Raw genomic sequence first — 17,143 nt, 5'->3', positions numbered from 1 at the left:
AAAACCGTTTAGCTCAGATTTAAGCTAGACTCCAGTACCAGTGTTAGCTTAGTTAGCTTAAGTTCAGGTTGGCGACAGTTGTTGAGAATCAAACATATGAGCGATATCCAGACAAAAATTGAAGAGGCAAGGTTGCAAGCTCGCGAGGTCTGCGCCACGGAAGGTTCGGACTCCAGTGCCTGTGCGGTAGCGTACGACGAACTCGAAGAACTGTCTGCAGAGGCATCCCACCAACGCGCTAAGACGGATGAAGGACACAAAACATCTTTGCAGCAATACTGCGACGACAATCCAGATGCAGCAGAGTGCCGTCTATACGAAGACTAAGGTCGGTCTGAGACCGCTATCTCTTCCATGGCTAGAGGTTGAATTTCAAGGTTGAGGCTGTGGGGGCGATGCGATTTCCCCCACGGCTTTTTTGATGCAATGATGCAATTGTTAAAAGATGTCTGCAATAAGGCCGGACGATGTGGGAGGAGATCGAACGACACATTCAGCGCGCGGGCGGGGTTCCTTTTCGCCTGGGAGGTCGCCGTTCGGTGGGCGGCGGGAGCATCAATCAGGCGTTTTGCATCGACGACAAGGATAGCAGGCAGCAGTATTTTGTAAAGCTGAATCAGGCCAGTCAGGTCGACATGTTTGAGGCTGAAGCGTTGGGCCTTCAGGAGTTGGCTGAGGCTCGCAGCGTCCGCATTCCTCAAGTTGTTTGCTGGGGTGCGGCTGAGGGCAGCAGCTATATCGTGCTGGAATGGATCGAGTCGGGGCGCGGCAGCGCTTCGGGGTGGATGAATTTGGGTCGCCAATTGGCCCTACAGCACCGCACGACGAGCGCGAAAGGCTTTGGTTGGGATCGCAACAACACCATTGGCAGTACGCCGCAGCCCAACCCTTGGACTCGGGATTGGGCTGCGTTTTTTACAGAACACAGAATTGACTATCAACTCCAGTTGGCTCGGGAGCGAGGAACCCATTTTCCACAATTAAAAAGGCTCTTTGCCGCACTCCCTAAATTATTGGGACACGCTCCGGCGGCTTCGCTAGTGCACGGCGACCTATGGTCTGGCAATGTGGGGTTTAGCGTCCTAGGGGAGCCTATCATTTTTGACCCGGCTGTCTATTGGGGCGATCGCGAGGTCGATCTAGCCATGACCGAGCTGTTTGGAGGGTTCCCCTACGGATTTTACGAAGGCTACCGGGAGGTTTGGCCGCTCGAGCCGGGATATGCAGAGCGCAAAGTGGTTTACAACCTCTATCACATCCTCAATCACTTCAATTTATTTGGGGGCGGCTACCGCCTCCAGGCCGAGCAAATGATACAGCAGATCATCCGTTAGTGGATCGGCCTGATTTTGCAGTTTGCGCGCGGTATTTCTCGTACTGGCGGACGGTAAAGCGCTGGAGCGCAATAATGGCAGGGTTGATTTCTAAGTAGCGGCGAGTTGGATCCTGTGTATAGGTGCGCTGCTCGCTCTCCATCATTTCTACATCTTGGGCTAGAAACCGCTGGAGGAAAAACCGTTGCAACACTGGTACCAACATCGGTCGCACCAGATCGAGCAACCACTGCGGCAGCTTTACTCTAAAAAAGAACAGCGCGAAGGAGCGGCTTTCTTGCAAGCCAACGGGCGATCGCAGGAGATACAGCGATGAAATCCCCTGGAGGGAGGTGAAGTAGTTAGGGTAGCGATATTCGATGGAAATGGGCAGGGTCGTAACGGCACGGGCATCTTGGCTGAGCCCTAAAAACTTCGCCATCCGGCCTTTATAGGACACGTTGTATGCGGCCACCACCGCATCTTCAGTTTCTTTAAGGTGGATCAACACGGGATCGAACCAACCTTGAAGCTCTTGGTGCAGGAACCCGTGAAACACATCCATGGCATTTTCGTTGCAGATCGAAAAATGGGCCTTGAAGTGACCCGTGATGGGAATCATGAGCAAATTGGCCTGACCGTACTCCGGTATGTCTAGGAGCGGGGTTGTCGCGGCCAGTTCTCCATCTCCAGGAAACAGCCACATCACCCCGTATTTTTCCCGAACTGGATAGCTGCGGGCTCGGGCAGGCGGTAGCTTTTGATCTGGGGGCAGGTATGGAATACCGACGCACGCCCCGGTACCGTCAAATTCCCAGCCGTGGTAAGCACAGGCCAAGGTGCATCCCCGGACTTTGCCTTTGTGCAGTGCAATGCCGCGATGGGGGCAAACATCCTCTAGGGCGTGGAGTTGACCGTCGGTCGCGCGGTAGAGGGCGATCGCCTGATTCCACAAGACCACGGGCGCAACCCGTCCTGGCTTCAGCGAGTCCGACCATCCCACGGCATACCAATGGTTGGGATCGATCCCCACCTCTCGAATCGCATTACGAACGGTCTGGGTTGTTAAAGTAGTTGCCAGCTCCATCACGGTTCGTCCAACGTATAACTGTAAACGTATGACTGTAGAAGAATTGCCGCCTTTCTTTACGATAAAGGCAAAATTGCCTGCAATTGAGATCTCATGGTTTGCAGGAACCCTATGAAGTGTCAGGATCGAGTTTATGCGCGTTTAGAACCTAATGCAGCCTAATATTACCTCAATCCCCATTCTTCAGCTTGCCTCGGGAGATGTGTTATCCCTCCAGGTCTACCGTTTTCAAGGTGGAACCGGACCTAAAGTCTACCTGCAAGCGAACCTGCACGGGGCAGAAATTGTCGGAAATGCCGTCATTCACCAGCTCTTAAAATGGCTTACACCCCTGGAACCCCACCAACTGAACGGGGAAATCTGGATCGTTCCAGCCTGTAATCCACTGGCCACCAACCAGCGATCGCACTATTTTTCGACGGGGCGCTTCAATCCCTATGACGGCAAAGACTGGAATCGGATTTTCTGGGACTACGAAAAAGAAACAGAGGATCTGCTCGACTTCGCTCGATCTCACCTCCATCTGGATGCGGAAACCGTGCAGCGGCACTATCGCGCACGGATCCAAACCCAGTTTGACCGACTGAGGGATAAACTGCGATCGCCAGCTAGCGCTCCGCTGTCGGAGCATTACCGCTTTCACCTCCAGTCGTTGTGCTTGGATGCCAACTATTTAATCGACCTGCACAGCACTTCCAATCAAGGGTTGGATTACCTTTATTATTTCTCTGGGCGGGAAGATAGCGCAAAGCTCTTTGGATTGGATTCCGGTATTTTGCTCGATCGCTATGACGGCGATGCCTTCGATGAAGCGTTTATAAAGCCTTGGTTGGCCCTAGAGCGGTGCTTCGCGCAACTCGGGCGCGAGTTTCGATTTGACTTAGAAGCCTGGACGCTAGAGTTAGGAGCGGGCATGCAGATGAATCCGATTTCAGTCCATCGAGGCGTTTTGGGGCTTCAAAACTATCTGATCCAGAAAAAGATCGTACAAGGCGTCGTTTTACCCCAACCCATCTCAAAACAGCAGATGTATCTGACCCGTACCAGCCAGGTCAAAAAATATTACTCACCTTACGGAGGCATGGTCTATCCAAAAGTCGCGTTAGGGACATCCGTCCAGCAAGGGCAAGTTCTTTATCAACTGCTGATTTTTAACAAGCAGTCCTACTGCCCGACCCAGATTGAGGTCGTAGCAGAACGAGATGGCATTGTTTACGACCTCGCCTCCAATCAGGCCGTCAATACGGGCGAATATGTTTTAGCGACCTTCTAAGGCCAAACGCCTCGGACTACCATTCAATTTCAGGCATCTGCTCGGACGCTTGCTTGAGCGCGCTTTGCCAGATCGCACTCATTTTGACCAAGTACGGATTATCCGCAGCGAGCTTTAACTGGTGCCGGACGATAAAAGAATTGGCTTCATACATCACGAGATCGATCGGCGGGCCGACGGAAAGATTGGACTTCATCGTCGAGTCGATGGACAAAAGCGCGCATTTGGCGGCGGTCTCCAATGGCGTTTCGTAACTGAGCGTGCGGTCTAAAATTGGCTTGCCGTACTTGGTCTCTCCGATCTGGAAGAAAGGGGTTGCCTGGGTCGCTTGGATGAAGTTGCCTTCGTTATAGATCAGATAAAGTTCTGGAGGTTCTCCTAGTATTTGGCCGCCTAGAATGAACCGGCAGCTAAAGTCAATCCCGTCTTGCTTGAGCCACGCCCCATCTTGCTGGTGCATTTTACGGATGGTATTGCCCATGTAGCAAGCAACATCGTACAGCGTCGAGCCAGCGTGTAGGTTCATCTCGGCCCGGACTTTAATATCTCGGCGAAAAATGGTTAAAACGCTTTGCGTTAAGGATAAGCTGCCCGAATTACACATCAAAATAACGCGCTCTTTCGGAACAGAAAAGTCAAATAGCTTTTGAAATGAAGAGATTTTATCAACCCCTGCATGGGTCCGAGAATCCGCTGCCATAATGAGGCCAGAGCTTGTCGTTATGCCAAGACAGTAAGTCATACCGAAATCAGCGAAGATGCATCTAGGGACAGCCTTTCCAATGACAGCGGATCTACCGGGGCTAGAGGTATTTCATCGGCCCAAACTTTGAATCCTACGAGTTGGGCGGCCCCAAAGGACGTAGTAAGGGCCGCATCGGTGGCATCTCTGCCCCGGGCCATTAAGATTCGTCCGATTCTAGGGGTGTTATGACGGGCATCGAAGGTATGCCACTGGCCACCTAAGAAGACCTCAAACCACGCATGAAAGTCCATCGGGATGGGCTGTGCGGGGATGCCAATGTCGCCCAAGTATCCCATAGCATACCGTGCGGGAATATGAAGGGAACGACAAAAGGCGATCGCCAAATGCGCGAAATCGCGGCACACGCCCGTACGCTCAGTATAAACCCCGCAAGCGGTCTTACCAATATGAGTGTGTTCGTACCCATAACGAATGTTGGAATGAACCCAATCGCAGATGGCTTGGACTTTGGGCCATCCGGGGGCAATGTTGCCAAACAGCGTCCAAGCCGCTTGAGACAGCAACTCGACTTCGCAGTATCGACTGCTCAGCAAGTACTGGAGCGTTTCTTCGGGAAGCTCGGACACGGGAACCTGTCGAGCGTTCCAGTCTATCGGGTCGGGCCGTCCGTCAACTTCGACAATTGCATTGTTCCAAAGTCGCAACTCGCCCTCGGGCGCGACAATCCGAACGCATCGGTTTCCAAAGCTGTCGCAAAATTCCCGTACTGGAATGGGGGGAAAAGTTTGAAGCTGCTCGGGTTCTAAGATGCTGCCCGCAACTGAAGGATGCACGTGCAGCTTTAAAAGCATTGGGATGGGAATAGGGGAATTGAAAACAATCTCGTACCCGATCTGGATCTGCATAGCTACAGCAGCTTTAACTGCTTCTTAACGCGCAGCCGATTTTAGCAATCCTCCCAGCTTCGCCTTGTCAGCCTCAAGGAATACTTCCGAGATCGGGCTCGAAGCATCTTCTGCTCGAGTCGTTCTGCTTTAAGACGGATATTGCCCGCACTCCGACCGACTTGCCTTCAAGAGCTATTCAAAGGCTAGAATAACTGCCACTCCGGAGTTTGCAGCATTTTAAGCTGCTGGAGGCGGCTCATAAAAAAGTACTCGTCTAGGCGACTGCAACTGTGAATCTTAGAGGCTTCTAGCGCGATGCACCAATTCCATAGATGGGCCGCCTGCGTAAATGGTTGAAGTGTCTCCAACTCTAAGGGAGTTAGAACTTGTCGAGATTGGTAGCCTTGGAAAAACGCATCCCGGACTTTACGGGCAATCCCGGTCCGAATCGAAACTTGTAAAAATTTTGCCATTTCAAAGGCTCGCCAACCATAGCCGCATTGGTCGAAGTCAAACAGCGTGAGCTGGTTGTCGGCAGTGAAGTGGACGTTACCGCTGTGCGGATCGCCCCAACAGATCGTCCAGTAAGGGGAACGTTGCGGCAGATCGCAAAGCCGATTTTTAATTTGGTCGATCGTGCTTCTCAGGTAAGCTAAGTCTTCAGAGCGAAAGCGCAGGTACGGCTCAATGACGCCAAAGGACTCGTCCAACAAGTACTCGAGGGAAAGCGGCTGGCGATGGGCGCAGCTGTAAAACTCAGCCGCCGCCTCGTGCAAGTGTGCGACGGCCTCCCCAAGCTTATATCCTTGCTTGACGCTCAAATCCCCAATCGGGATCCGCCCTGGTGCGTAGGGAAAGAGTGCGGCATAGCGAAATCCCTCGGGCGCGCGAATCTCGACAAATAGATTGCCATCGGTTGCGTGGAGCGGAGCCGAAACCGGAACGCCGCAACGTTTGAGATAATTCAGCAGTTCTAGCTCGAACTCCGTTTCGGACTTGGTGCGCCAGTGGGTGTGGGAAATCCGCAGCACGTACCGCGCTGTCAGCGTTTCTACGAGGTAAATATCGCTCAGTCCCCGATTCCAGAAGTGACACTGCACCACCGGACCTACCCCAAACAAAGGCAAAATTTGGCGCTGGAGGGCTTCGCAGGCCAGAGTCGAGTACGTGACAGGAAAGATAGTTTGAGTCAGCACAGCCTTTGATAACCTTCCCTTTTGCTGATGTAAGACGCGATTTGCCCAACGTAATTTCTAGCTTACGGGGAGGTCAGTTGCGAAATTGTATCGTAATCAGCAAATGCGAGGGCGGATGGGGATTTTTTTGAGCGCAGATCCAGCAGGGGATGGTGTCTGTTCTCTGTTGCGATCGGCTAAAGTGCAAATAGTACAGTCGTTCTGCGGAGCGGTCGCTCGTGCCTAATTCGCTTGAAGTCCCTGACTCCGTTACCTTTGAAGCGGCTATTGCCCTCACGCAAACCCTCCTCGATCGCGCGGAGCAAGCAACGCCAGACCCTGCTGAGGTGGAGACTGCGGTCGCGAAACTCCTAGCAACGCACAATGGAGCGCGGGGCTTTTTTGTAGCGTACCTAACGGATGCGCGGGCTTTGGTTGAGGCACTCGTGCCTGCGGTTCTTCCGGCGCTCCAGACCGCTCCAGCCGCAGTCAGCGAGCTGTTGGTCAAAAATCTCGCGATGTCTGCGGCGATGGAGATCGCCCATCGCCGTAACAACAATCCAGAGCAAGCCGCGCAATCTGCCCGAGTGCAGCGACGGACGGCGGCTTTGATGGAGCAGTTGGGGTTTGACTATTTCAAAACCGATGCTGAAGGTCTGTGGCAGGGAATTGCGGCCAATATCGGTCCCTACGCAGCGTTTCTGAAGCGATGGGGGTATGACTCGGAGCAACAGGAGGCGATCGCCCACCAGTTGCGCTCGGTCTTCCCGGCAGTAGCGGCAACGGCACCGTGAAAACAGTCGCCCCATCACCCGATGAGGCCTTGGTGGCTCGCTTGCAAGATCGCTTGCACCAATTGGCAAGGGAACGAGACCCCTACTTTGCCACCGCAGGTCACTTTTTCGTGCAGGACTACATTCGAACCCAATTCGGGCAATGGGGGACTGTAGAGCGCCATGACTTTACGCTTCAGGCGAGCGGGCGGCTGCATCACAATCTCGTCCTCAACCTTCCCGGCACCTCGAACCATCCCGCCCATCGGGGCACGATCTTAGTGGGTGCCCACTACGATGCCGTCCCCGGAACGCCTGGAGCCGATGACAATGCCAGCGGCGTAGCGGTTTTGCTAGAGCTAGCCCGCCTGTTTGCGGAGCAGCCCGCTCGCCGCCCGATTCGCCTCGTGGCCTTTGACCTTGAAGAATACGATCGCAAAGGCAGCTATGCTTATTCAGCCCAGGTTTGGCGAGATCGCGAACCGATTCGGCTGATGATTTCCCTCGAAATGCTGGGCTACTTTTGCACGGAACCTCATTCTCAACTTTACCCGCCCGGACTCCGGTATTTTTATCCCTCAACCGGGGACTTCATTGCCTTAGTGGGCAACCTGACCGCCCTTCCCGACCTGCTGTCTTTCAGTCGCCGTTTCCGCAGCGCGGGGGTACCCTGTCAGTGGCTCCCCGCGATCGATGGGGGAAAGTTCGTAAAAGTAACGCGTTTTAGCGATCACTCGCCCTTCTGGGATCGCGGCTATCGCGCCATGATGATCACAGATACGGCTTTTTTGCGCAACCCCAACTATCACAAACCGAGCGATCGCATCGAAACGCTGAACTTCAATAAAATGGCGAGTATCTGCGAGGGATTGGCTGTCGGATTGCGCCAGCTTTAGCCCCGTTCGGAACTTGCGAGGGCCGGATCGATCTGATGCAAAAACTCAAGGGGCAAACCATCGGGGTCTGCTGCAAAGGCAACGCGATAGGTGGTCTCGCCAATGGTCTGGACTTGGGGCAGCAGTAAAACGACGAAGGGGAGCGATTTTTCGAGGAGTTGCGATCGCCATCGATTCAGCCAGTCTTCCAGGGAAAGCGTCGCACCGGGAGTTCGCACTTCGAGATCCGCCGTCAGGTCAAACGACAGGTGATAGTAACCCACATAACGTTCGTTCCCAAAGGCATCGGGGGCGGGCTGGGGCTGAGGAATCTCGATAAGCTCCAACCGTCCGGCCTTGCCCTCCATCCAGCAAGCAAGGGTGTAGCCCGTTGTAAATCGTTCCCGCACCGCAAAACCGAGGGTTTCGTAGAAGGCGATCGCCCGATGAATGTCCGAGGTGCGAATCGACATGTGATGTCCGCGCATAAAGTCAACGCATAGAGCGATTTCCAGAAAAAAAGTTACCGCATTGTAGGGGCGCGCATACCTTGCACCCCGACTAATCAAAAAAACGAGAATAAGGCGAATGGGTCGGCAATCCAGGCTCTTTATCGAGCAAAAAATTAACGACTTTCCACTGCGGCGACTCGTCTGGATCCGGTCCGAACTCGACGGGCAAACCGTACAGACGCAACAATCCAGCCCGCTCGTTGTTTTTGGCCACGGGAACTGCACGTTCTAAATAGGCACTAATGAGATCGCGATAGCGTTGGGCGATGACCACGCGAGTCGCGCGAAACCCTTCGCCATAGAGGCGATCGAGGGCCTCGTGAATTTCAAAGCGAATCCCATCGGGATGCGTGTGCTGGCGATACCATTCTCCTTCCCACTGACGCCAGTGACGACCCGACTGTAAATGGACCAGCTCTGCGGTTTCGGGGTTTGCTTCAAACGCGCCATGTCGATGGCACAGATAAGTGTCTGTCAGCATCAACGCAGGTAAGGACTGACGGCAATGCGGACACTGAATTTCCGGCCCAAAGATGGGGTATTGCAGGACGGCGTGCATCATGGAGGGCTAATCTAAATAAAAGGTTGCCCATCGTCGAGGTTGGCCCTATTATAACCAGGTTCTTGCAGGACAGGGGGGATGCAATGATAGCGGCGATCTCTAGAGCTGTTAAAATCTTCGATACGATATCTATAGCTCTACCCTCAATATACATGTAGAACTTTTCTAGCGCTTCTATGATCGAACCCGTATCGCACCAATCCCTTCAGGAGAGTCCTCACCCCTGGACCGCACCGGATCTCTCCAAAGCTGCATTTGTCGCAGCAAATGCGACGATTGTCGGACGAGTCGCGTTGGGAGAGGGATGCAGTATCTGGTACGGAGCAGTTCTGCGCGGGGATGTGGAGCGCATTGAAATTGGCGCGCACAGTAACGTTCAGGACGGAGCCGTACTGCACGGCGATCTGGGACAGCCAACTGTTTTAGAAGACTACGTAACCGTAGGCCATCGCGCCGTAATTCATTCTGCCTATATCGAGCGCGGGAGTTCGATCGGCATGGGGGCGGTCATCCTAAACGGGGTGCGGGTTGGGGCGGGCAGCATTATTGGGGCGGGAGCTGTCGTCTCTAAATCGGTACCGCCGCGCAGTTTGTGGGTTGGGGTGCCCGCGAAGCCGTTGCGGGAGGTTGAAGAAGCAGAAGCCCGCGAGTTAATAGACCACGCTCAACGGTATGAAAAGCTGGCCCTCGTTCACAGCGGTCGCGGGACTGACCTCGGGTTCGCATCCGCCTGATAGCCGTGCCAAATTTTCGATCGAGATCTGGTTGTCTCGCCTCAATACCTCTGACCTTTTGTCGCAAAACGGCACAAGTCGCCGCTCTAAAACCATCCGAGTGTAGGAAAATAGAGAGAGAATTCTGAAAAAAGCTTTACGTGAGGTCTACCGCAATGGATTTTGACTTTCGGATTTTGATCGTACTTTTGCCTTTACTGTTGGCGGCTGGTTGGGCTGGGCGCAATATTTTGCCCTACGCGCTCAGGCAGCTCAACGGCATGTTGAATAAGTAAATCCGTAATTCCTAATCGGCTCCATTTCCTACAGACACCGCCTGGCACCCTGGAGCGGGCCAGGCGTTTTTTTATGCGGTCAGCTTGGTGGACGGAAGCGCGTCCATCGGGCCGCGATTGGCAGGTGGGTTTAGAAATCTCCGAATGTGCCGGGCAATTTTCTGCTGCTGCTGCCAGTCAGTACTGGCGGTACGCGAGACTGCAAGTTGCTGCCCGGAAATCGTTTTAAGTTGAATGCGATAGAAGCGCGTTCCGAGGACGTCTAGCGTATCGATCTCTACTGCCGCTACGTCCAAGATCGGGTATCGCGTCATTTTTTGACGCAATAAATGGCGCTTGCGAATAGTTAGCGTTTTTTGAACCTTATCGAAGGTGAGGGTCTCTGCAGGCACGAGCGCCATAAAGATACTGCTGAGGGCAATGCAAAAAGCCCCAATCCAATCGACGGGAGGTTCGAACAGGAAAAACATAAAAATGCCCGTGAAACCTGTCGCAACGCTCAGTAGCTCTAAACCGAGCAAGCGTTCCTGGATGGTCAAATGAATGGCAGTATGTTGGAGTACCTTCATGGCAAACGATTTCACTCGCAGATGCAGCAGAATGTCAGACGAACGATGCTGAATGAATTTAGTATGAACCTCGTAAAGGGAAATGGTTCATTTACAGTAGTAAATAGGGAATAATTTATTACGGCAGCTTGTTAGTCCGTGCTGTTTCGTTCTGCTGAGTTAATCGGGACCCTCAAAAAGCCAACTTGACTGGGATCCATGTCGCCTTGTTTACAGCCGACAGAATCGCTACTTTTGCCTCACTTACTCGAGCAATGCTGAATGAGCTACTGTCTGAATCCCGACTGTAACAACCCCAACAATGCCCCCACAGCTACTGCCTGTCAGACCTGTGGAGCAACGCTGCTACTGCGCGATCGCTATCGATCTAGCCGCATTTTGGGGCGCGGGGGCTTTGCAACCACTTTTTTAGCAGTAGATGAAGGCTTGCCCGGTTTACCCACCTGCGTAATCAAGCAACTCCGCCCCGTGCTCAATGCCGCTCACATCCTAGAAATGTCGCGGGAGCTGTTCCAGCGAGAAGCGGCAACCCTGGGCAAGATTGGCAACCACCCGCAGCTCCCGCGACTGCTCGACTATTTCGAGTTGGGTCAAGATTTTTACCTGATTCAAGAATACGTCAGCGGGGCCACCCTCCAACAAGAAGTGCGCCGCTCTGGACCCTTTGACGAGCCAATGACGAAGGAAGTGCTGCGAGAAGTACTGCCTATTTTGGACTATCTCCACCAGCAACAGGTGATCCATCGAGACATCAAACCCGCCAACATCATCCGCCGCAGCATCGATCGCAAGCTCGTGCTGATCGACTTTGGCGCGGTCAAGGATCAAGTCAGTCAGGCCGCAGCCAACAATCCCGACCACACCACCCTCACCGCCTTTGCGGTAGGCACTCCTGGCTTTGCACCGCCGGAACAGATGGCCATGCGACCGGTCTACGCCAGCGATGTTTACAGTTTGGGTATCACCTGCATTTATCTTCTAACGGGCAAGTCTCCTAAGGATTTGAACTACAATCAAGCCACTGGAGAACTGGAATGGCAAAACCGAGTGCAGATCAGCCCTCGGTTCCAGAGGCTTCTAGAGAAGATGCTAGAGGTCTCTCTGCGCGATCGCTACCAAAATGCTAGAGAGGTCTCCCAAGCGCTAGACGAACTACAAGCTGCTGCCAATGCGCCAGCAGCACCGCCTCCCCCTTCACCTAGCGGCACCTCCACTTACGCACCTCAACGTCCGACCCAGCGCTCCACTACGGCAGGCAGCGGCTTGGGCGGGCGTACCTCCCAACCCTCTGCAGCTCGTGCGGGCGCGCAGGATCCGATGGCTGGCTCGTTCTCTAAAATTGCGCCGCGCAAGTCCGTTTCGCGCGCGCCCAGTGCGGGCGCGACGGATCAAACCGGATCCGGTGGCCGCAAAAGCGTTATCAAGCTCAGCCCTCAAGGGCTACAGCAAGCCTACGGTCAAGGGAAGCGAGACTTTAGCGGCCACGACCTCAGCAATTTGTCCCTGTCTCGATTTCAGCTTCCAAGCGCTATCTTTCATGAGGCGCAGCTTCAAAATTCCGACCTGCGCGGAGCCGATCTCAACGGCGCAAATTTAGGCAAGGCAAGTTTGGTCAATGCCAATCTACGCCATACCAATTTACAAGATGCCTATCTCAGCTATGCCGATTTAGAGGGGGCCGATTTGCGCGGCGCCGATTTGAGCAGCGCCTACCTCAGCAACGCGAACTTGAGGGGCGCAAATTTGTGCGGCGCAAATTTGACGGGCGCGACGTTGAATCTTTCGCAACTCAGTTTGGCGCATATCAATTGGATGACAATTTTACCCAATGGCAAACGCGGCAGAGGGCTTTGGTAGGTCTCGCGGACAGGACAACTTCCTGGACCGAGCGCTGAAGGAATGGGCGATCGCCATTTCAGCCCTTCGCTCTGGGGAAATGGTGCTGCTGCTGCGCAAGGGCGGAATCCGAGATCCCATTCGTCCGTTTGCCACGCTCCCTCAAAGGGCTGCATTGTTTCCGACCTACGAACATCAGGTGGCTCGCCATCTCAAGCAGCCCGATCGGCTGGTGCCGCCGGATGCCGCCCCAACCCTTCAGCCAACCCTTCAGATCGATACTTGGGCGCGCATCACTCACGGATTTGAGTTGGGCGCTGAGGTCGAAATTGCAGCGCTGATGCCGTTTCACATTTGGACGGTAGATTTTGTCATAGAGCGGCTCAAGTGGCGATCGTCGCAGCCCATCCAAGCCCTTCTCCTGCGCACCTATCGACTGCCCGCAGCCATTGATTTAGAGCGATCGCCCCTGCAAGCCGGATGCCGATCGTGGATCGACCTAAAACCAGCCATTTCTACGCAGCACTCCATTGCCGCGCTATCCGATCCAGAGTATCGAGTCCGTCTTGAGGCGATCGAGCGGGCCATGCAAGCGGTCAAAGGCGATTTTAAGCTCGAATCCTGCAAACTGCCATAAAAAGCGCCATCGCTGTTGAACGATGGCGCTTTTTGGGGACCGGGAAAGTATCTACTTGAGAATGGGAGCCTGCGCGGGAAGTACGCTTACTTTTGGGGCGATCGCCCCATTAGCAGCTGCAACCTTCACCAAGGAAGGTACGGAAGCTCGCATGCGGTCTGTCAGCGCTAGGGTTTTAGAGTCGTAGATTTGGGTAATAATTTTCGGGTACAGTCCAATCCCAATAATCGGAACCAGCAGACAGGCAATGATAAATACCTCGCGCGGTTCCGCATCGGTCAAAACCTCGTGCTCGACCAACTCTTTGTTCTCAGCGCCAAAGAAGATTTCCCGCAGCATAGAGAGCAGGTAAATGGGCGTCAAAATGACCCCAACTGCGGCCAAGAAGACCACGATGAGGCGGAACGTGACGCTGTAGGCATCGCTGGTAAAAAAGCCTACGAAAACCATTAGCTCTGCCACAAATCCGCTCATCCCAGGCAAGGCCAGGGAGGCCATGGAGCAAGCCGTAAACATGGCAAAGATTTTGGGCATCTTTTTGCCGACGCCGCCCATCTCTTCTAGAATCAGCGTGTGGGTGCGGTCATAGGTGGCCCCCACCAAGAAAAACAGGCTGGCTCCAATCAACCCATGGGAGACCATCTGCAAGACCGCCCCGCTCAGCCCTAAGTCAGTGTAGGAGGCAATCCCGATCAAGACGAAGCCCATGTGAGAAATCGAGGAATAGGCAATCTTGCGCTTCAGGTTGCGCTGGGCGAAGGAGGTCAGCGCCGCATAGATAATATTGACCACGCCCAGCACCACTAGAGCGGGCGCGAAGTAGGCGTGGGCAGCGGGCAGCATCTCCACATTCATGCGAATCAGCGCGTAACCGCCCATCTTCAGCAAAATTCCGGCCAGCAGCATGTGAACGGGAGCGGTTGCCTCTCCATGGGCATCCGGCAGCCAGGTGTGGAGCGGCACGATCGGCAACTTGACAGCGTAGGCCACGAGCAGACCGCCGTAGACCAAAAGCTGGAAGGTGAGACCGTATTCCTTGAGTCCCAGGGCGTGCATGTCGAAGGTGACGGTATCGCCGTAGAAGGCCATCGCCAGGGCTGCCACCAAGATAAAAAGGGAGCTGCCTGCGGTGTACAGAATAAACTTGGTCGCAGCGTAGAGCCGCTTGTAGCCGCCCCAGATGGACAGCAACAGGTAAACGGGAATCAGCTCCAGTTCCCAAACCAGGAAGAACACCAGCATGTCCTGCACGGCAAAGACCGCGATCTGCCCGCCGTACATGGCCAGCACCAAGAAGTAAAACAGGCGGGGCTTCATGGTGACGGGCCACGCTGCCAAAATCGCCAAAGTCGTGATGAACCCCGTCAGCAAAATTAGCGGCATGGACACGCCATCGGCCCCGACGGACCACTTCAGGCCAATCTGCGGGATCCAGTCGTAGCTCTCGACCAACTGCATCCCCGGATTTGAAAAGTCGTACTGGGTGTAAAAGGCCGTCACGATCAGCGCAAAATCGACCAACCCCACAACAAGGGCGTACCACCGGATCGGTCTACCCTTACCCGCTTCATCCGGGATAAAAGGAATGGCAATACAGGCCACAATGGGCAGAAAAATAACGGTCGTCAGCCAAGGAAACTGGGTAAGCGTCATAGGAAAAAGCCCGTTACACTCACAAAACAGTAGGGATATTAATCTTCAAATCAAATCTAGCGCTGGGTGAGAAGCGCGTCGTTCCGCACCCAGCGTATGCGGCCCTAAGCCGCCACAATGACGATGCCCAAAACCGCAAGGAAAACAATAAGGGCGTAAAACTGCGCCCGACCGTTTTCAAAGTACTTCAGCCCTTCACCCGTAATGACGGCCAGAAAGCCCGTGAAGTTAACCGCACCATCGACGACGTTATAGTCTACCTCCAACACCTGTCTGGCTAAGCGACGGGTGCCGCGCACAAAGACCGACTCGTAGACGTCGTCGAAGTACCATTTATTGAGGGAGAACTCGTACAGGGACGGGAACTTAGCGGCGATCGCCGCCGGATCGACCTTGTGTCGCAAATACATGAGCGAAGCTAAGGTAATGCCGATCAGAGAGATCCCGACCGAATTGCCCGCCATGACTAAGAATTCCGGCAAGTCAGCTTCCGTTGCGGCTTTGAGCGCCTCGGCAGCAGTCTCGGAAGGGGCGTAAACAAAGGCTTCAAAGTAGTTATTAAACGGCGTTCCCAGCAACCCGATCAGAAGAGAAGGGACTGCCAAAACCAGCAGCGGCAGCGTCATGGTGAGGGGCGACTCGTGGGGCAAACCGGAGTGACCGTGGCCGTCATCGTGGCCGCCCTCCAACTCCTTCGGATCCATAGCACCAGGGCCAAAGGCCAGAGCGGGAACGGACGGGCTGCCTTCCAAGAGCGCCTCCTGAATTTTGGTATTTCCACCTCTAAAAGAGCCTTCAAAGGTAGTGAAATACATGCGAAACATGTAGAAAGCCGTAATTCCAGCCGTCAACCATCCCACCAACCAGAGGGCTGGATTTGCGGCAAAGGCTTGCCCTAAAATCTCATCTTTTGACCAAAATCCGGCAAAAGGCGGGATTCCAGAAATGGCAAGACAGCCCACTAAAAAGGTGGAAGCCGTCAGGGGCATGTACTTGCGCAGCCCCCCCATCATCCGCATGTCTTGAGCCAAAGCCGGGTTGTGACCCACCGCGCTCTCCATACCGTGAATCACCGACCCAGACCCCAAGAACAGCATGGCCTTGAAGAAAGCATGGGTCATGAGGTGGAAGAGGCCAGCAGAGTAGGCCCCGATGCCCATGGCCATCACCATATAGCCCAATTGGGAAATAGTGGAGTAGGCCAACCCCTTTTTAATGTCGTTTTGGGTAATAGCGATGGTCGCGCCCATAAAGGCGGTGACGGCCCCGGTCCAGGCAATCAAGCTCATGACACCCGGCAATCCCTCAAACACGGGATACATCCGCGCGATCAAGAACACGCCAGCCGCCACCATCGTTGCGGCGTGAATTAAGGCCGAGATGGGCGTCGGACCTTCCATGGCGTCTGGAAGCCAGACGTGGAGAGGAAACTGGGCCGACTTGGCCACGGGTCCTAAAAACACCAGGATGGCAAAGATGCTGGCGACGACGATGCTGAGCTGACCGCTGGCGACGAGATCCTGGAGGCGATCGCCAATCGTCTGAAAGTCAAAGCTGCCCGTAGTCCAGAACAGCCCTAAAATCCCTAACAGAAGGCCGAAGTCGCCCACGCGGTTGGTTACAAACGCCTTTTGGGCCGCATCTGCCGCCGCCTTGCGATCGTACCAAAACCCAACGAGGAGGTAAGAGCACATCCCCACCAGTTCCCAGAAAATGTAGATCTGGACCAGATTGGGGCTGATGACCAAGCCCAACATGGAAGAGCTGAACAGGCTCAAATAGGCATAAAATCGGACGTAACCCGAATCGTGAGCCATATAGCCATCGGTGTAGATCATGACCAGAAACGCAACGGTCGTCACTACCACTAGCATCATGGCTGTCAGGTGATCGATGGTATACCCCATCGTGAGGCGAAACGTTCCTGCCGCCGCCCACTCAAACGTACTCAGAAAAACTTCGTGACCGTGGATCTGACTCCACAACAACGCATAGGACATTGACATCGCCGCGCCGAGGAACGAGATAATCAACACTGCATTGATTTGCCGCAGTGCGTTCGTCGCGCGGTTAAACGAGATTAAGCCCAAACCCACCAGCATCGCGCCCAGGAGCGGGAAGACTGGGATGAGCCAGGCATATTCATATAAAGCTTCCATCACTTACGCTGCTGAAACATCAATTCGTAGGTTTCCAAGCAGAAAACAGTCCCATTGTGACACACTCTTTCACAAGGCAACTGTAATTTAAGATGGAGAATCCCGAGCAAAATT

At 54.2% G+C, this 17,143-nt stretch carries 18 protein-coding genes; 9 read left to right on the top strand and 9 right to left on the bottom strand.

Features of this window, described 5'->3' with window-relative positions:
• Window positions 1–96 precede the first annotated feature (96 nt).
• Both R6H26_RS01635 and R6H26_RS01630 read left to right on the top strand, forming a co-directional pair.
• Window positions 97–327 (top strand): Calvin cycle protein CP12, encoded by a 231-nt coding sequence (locus R6H26_RS01635; RefSeq protein ID WP_404787764.1) that lies wholly within the window; start codon window positions 97–99, stop codon window positions 325–327.
• Window positions 328–467: 140 nt separating this feature from the next.
• On the top strand, window positions 468–1,334 hold the full coding sequence (locus R6H26_RS01630) for a fructosamine kinase family protein (RefSeq protein ID WP_404787762.1): 867 nt from the start codon (window positions 468–470) through the stop codon (window positions 1,332–1,334).
• On the opposite strand, the gene R6H26_RS01625 is transcribed toward R6H26_RS01630, so the two are convergent.
• Complete coding sequence (locus R6H26_RS01625) at window positions 1,324–2,400, bottom strand: Rieske 2Fe-2S domain-containing protein (RefSeq protein WP_404791175.1); 1,077 nt, start codon at window positions 2,398–2,400, stop codon at window positions 1,324–1,326. The two genes, R6H26_RS01630 and R6H26_RS01625, sit on opposite strands and share 11 nt — an antisense overlap.
• Window positions 2,401–2,554: 154 nt before the next feature.
• Here R6H26_RS01625 and R6H26_RS01620 point away from each other — a divergent pair, with 154 nt between their 5' ends.
• Window positions 2,555–3,676, top strand: coding sequence for a succinylglutamate desuccinylase/aspartoacylase family protein (locus R6H26_RS01620; RefSeq protein ID WP_404787760.1), 1,122 nt, complete (start codon window positions 2,555–2,557; stop codon window positions 3,674–3,676).
• 16 nt (window positions 3,677–3,692) lie between these two features.
• On the opposite strand, the gene R6H26_RS01615 is transcribed toward R6H26_RS01620, so the two are convergent.
• From R6H26_RS01615 to R6H26_RS01605, 3 genes are all read right to left on the bottom strand, one after another.
• On the bottom strand, window positions 3,693–4,418 hold the full coding sequence (locus R6H26_RS01615) for a peptidase (protein WP_404787758.1): 726 nt from the start codon (window positions 4,416–4,418) through the stop codon (window positions 3,693–3,695).
• A complete protein-coding gene (locus R6H26_RS01610; RefSeq protein ID WP_404787756.1) occupies window positions 4,415–5,287 on the bottom strand; it encodes a transglutaminase family protein in 873 nt (290 codons plus the stop codon). The genes R6H26_RS01615 and R6H26_RS01610 overlap by 4 nt, the downstream gene beginning before the upstream one ends.
• A 185-nt stretch (window positions 5,288–5,472) precedes the next feature.
• The gene (locus R6H26_RS01605) at window positions 5,473–6,465 is read right to left on the bottom strand and encodes a phosphotransferase (protein WP_404787754.1); all 993 of its coding nucleotides are present in this window, start codon (window positions 6,463–6,465) and stop codon (window positions 5,473–5,475) included.
• Between the two features lie 218 nt (window positions 6,466–6,683).
• On the opposite strand from R6H26_RS01605, the gene R6H26_RS01600 reads away from it, so the two are divergent.
• Both R6H26_RS01600 and R6H26_RS01595 read left to right on the top strand, forming a co-directional pair.
• Window positions 6,684–7,238: a hypothetical protein gene (locus tag R6H26_RS01600; RefSeq protein WP_404787752.1), complete on the top strand. Its 555-nt coding sequence runs from the start codon at window positions 6,684–6,686 to the stop codon at window positions 7,236–7,238.
• Window positions 7,235–8,113 (top strand): M28 family peptidase, encoded by an 879-nt coding sequence (locus R6H26_RS01595; protein WP_404787751.1) that lies wholly within the window; start codon window positions 7,235–7,237, stop codon window positions 8,111–8,113. The genes R6H26_RS01600 and R6H26_RS01595 overlap by 4 nt, the downstream gene beginning before the upstream one ends.
• On the opposite strand, the gene R6H26_RS01590 is transcribed toward R6H26_RS01595, so the two are convergent.
• The gene (locus R6H26_RS01590) at window positions 8,110–8,580 is read right to left on the bottom strand and encodes a VOC family protein (RefSeq protein WP_404787749.1); all 471 of its coding nucleotides are present in this window, start codon (window positions 8,578–8,580) and stop codon (window positions 8,110–8,112) included. The two genes, R6H26_RS01595 and R6H26_RS01590, sit on opposite strands and share 4 nt — an antisense overlap.
• A gap of 73 nt (window positions 8,581–8,653) precedes the next feature.
• On the bottom strand, window positions 8,654–9,166 hold the full coding sequence (locus R6H26_RS01585; protein WP_404787747.1) for a TIGR02652 family protein: 513 nt from the start codon (window positions 9,164–9,166) through the stop codon (window positions 8,654–8,656).
• Between the two features lie 176 nt (window positions 9,167–9,342).
• Between R6H26_RS01585 and R6H26_RS01580 the strand changes: the two genes are divergently transcribed.
• On the top strand, window positions 9,343–9,900 hold the full coding sequence (locus tag R6H26_RS01580) for a gamma carbonic anhydrase family protein (protein ID WP_404787745.1): 558 nt from the start codon (window positions 9,343–9,345) through the stop codon (window positions 9,898–9,900).
• A 155-nt stretch (window positions 9,901–10,055) separates the two neighbouring features.
• Window positions 10,056–10,175, top strand: a complete 120-nt coding sequence (locus tag R6H26_RS01575) for a photosystem II protein Y (protein WP_404787743.1) — start codon at window positions 10,056–10,058, stop codon at window positions 10,173–10,175.
• Between the two features lie 71 nt (window positions 10,176–10,246).
• Here the strand turns inward: R6H26_RS01575 and R6H26_RS01570 are convergent, their stop codons facing one another.
• Complete coding sequence (locus R6H26_RS01570) at window positions 10,247–10,744, bottom strand: hypothetical protein (protein ID WP_404787742.1); 498 nt, start codon at window positions 10,742–10,744, stop codon at window positions 10,247–10,249.
• Between the two features lie 261 nt (window positions 10,745–11,005).
• Here R6H26_RS01570 and R6H26_RS01565 point away from each other — a divergent pair, with 261 nt between their 5' ends.
• Together R6H26_RS01565 and R6H26_RS01560 are read left to right on the top strand one after the other, a co-directional pair.
• The gene (locus R6H26_RS01565) at window positions 11,006–12,601 is read left to right on the top strand and encodes a pentapeptide repeat-containing protein (RefSeq protein WP_404787740.1); all 1,596 of its coding nucleotides are present in this window, start codon (window positions 11,006–11,008) and stop codon (window positions 12,599–12,601) included.
• Complete coding sequence (locus tag R6H26_RS01560; protein WP_404787738.1) at window positions 12,573–13,217, top strand: DUF1802 family protein; 645 nt, start codon at window positions 12,573–12,575, stop codon at window positions 13,215–13,217. The genes R6H26_RS01565 and R6H26_RS01560 overlap by 29 nt, the downstream gene beginning before the upstream one ends.
• 51 nt (window positions 13,218–13,268) lie before the next feature.
• On the opposite strand, the gene ndhD1 is transcribed toward R6H26_RS01560, so the two are convergent.
• Both ndhD1 and R6H26_RS01550 read right to left on the bottom strand, forming a co-directional pair.
• The gene (gene ndhD1 / locus R6H26_RS01555; RefSeq protein WP_404787737.1) at window positions 13,269–14,870 is read right to left on the bottom strand and encodes a photosynthetic/respiratory NAD(P)H-quinone oxidoreductase subunit D1; all 1,602 of its coding nucleotides are present in this window, start codon (window positions 14,868–14,870) and stop codon (window positions 13,269–13,271) included.
• Between the two features lie 104 nt (window positions 14,871–14,974).
• On the bottom strand, window positions 14,975–17,029 hold the full coding sequence (locus tag R6H26_RS01550) for an NAD(P)H-quinone oxidoreductase subunit 5 (RefSeq protein ID WP_404787735.1): 2,055 nt from the start codon (window positions 17,027–17,029) through the stop codon (window positions 14,975–14,977).
• Between the last annotated feature and the right edge of the window lie 114 nt (window positions 17,030–17,143).

The organism is Altericista sp. CCNU0014 (genome assembly GCF_044923475.1).
Classification (GTDB): Bacteria; Cyanobacteriota; Cyanobacteriia; order Thermosynechococcales; family Thermosynechococcaceae; genus JAAURS01.
Note: the sequence above shows the minus strand (reverse complement) of the source record. Positions and strands in the feature narration are given on the sequence as shown.

Coding starts and splice junctions, on each gene's coding strand:
- R6H26_RS01635 (WP_404787764.1), top strand. CDS start 97: ATGAGCGATATCCAGACAAAAATTGAAGAGGCAAGGTTGCAAGCTCGC.
- R6H26_RS01630 (WP_404787762.1), top strand. CDS start 468: ATGTGGGAGGAGATCGAACGACACATTCAGCGCGCGGGCGGGGTTCCT.
- R6H26_RS01625 (WP_404791175.1), bottom strand. CDS start 2,400: ATGGAGCTGGCAACTACTTTAACAACCCAGACCGTTCGTAATGCGATT.
- R6H26_RS01620 (WP_404787760.1), top strand. CDS start 2,555: ATGCAGCCTAATATTACCTCAATCCCCATTCTTCAGCTTGCCTCGGGA.
- R6H26_RS01615 (WP_404787758.1), bottom strand. CDS start 4,418: ATGACTTACTGTCTTGGCATAACGACAAGCTCTGGCCTCATTATGGCA.
- R6H26_RS01610 (WP_404787756.1), bottom strand. CDS start 5,287: ATGCAGATCCAGATCGGGTACGAGATTGTTTTCAATTCCCCTATTCCC.
- R6H26_RS01590 (WP_404787749.1), bottom strand. CDS start 8,580: ATGCGCGGACATCACATGTCGATTCGCACCTCGGACATTCATCGGGCG.
- R6H26_RS01585 (WP_404787747.1), bottom strand. CDS start 9,166: ATGATGCACGCCGTCCTGCAATACCCCATCTTTGGGCCGGAAATTCAG.
- R6H26_RS01580 (WP_404787745.1), top strand. CDS start 9,343: ATGATCGAACCCGTATCGCACCAATCCCTTCAGGAGAGTCCTCACCCC.
- R6H26_RS01575 (WP_404787743.1), top strand. CDS start 10,056: ATGGATTTTGACTTTCGGATTTTGATCGTACTTTTGCCTTTACTGTTG.
- R6H26_RS01570 (WP_404787742.1), bottom strand. CDS start 10,744: ATGAAGGTACTCCAACATACTGCCATTCATTTGACCATCCAGGAACGC.
- R6H26_RS01565 (WP_404787740.1), top strand. CDS start 11,006: ATGAGCTACTGTCTGAATCCCGACTGTAACAACCCCAACAATGCCCCC.
- R6H26_RS01560 (WP_404787738.1), top strand. CDS start 12,573: ATGGCAAACGCGGCAGAGGGCTTTGGTAGGTCTCGCGGACAGGACAAC.
- ndhD1 (WP_404787737.1), bottom strand. CDS start 14,870: ATGACGCTTACCCAGTTTCCTTGGCTGACGACCGTTATTTTTCTGCCC.
- R6H26_RS01550 (WP_404787735.1), bottom strand. CDS start 17,029: ATGGAAGCTTTATATGAATATGCCTGGCTCATCCCAGTCTTCCCGCTC.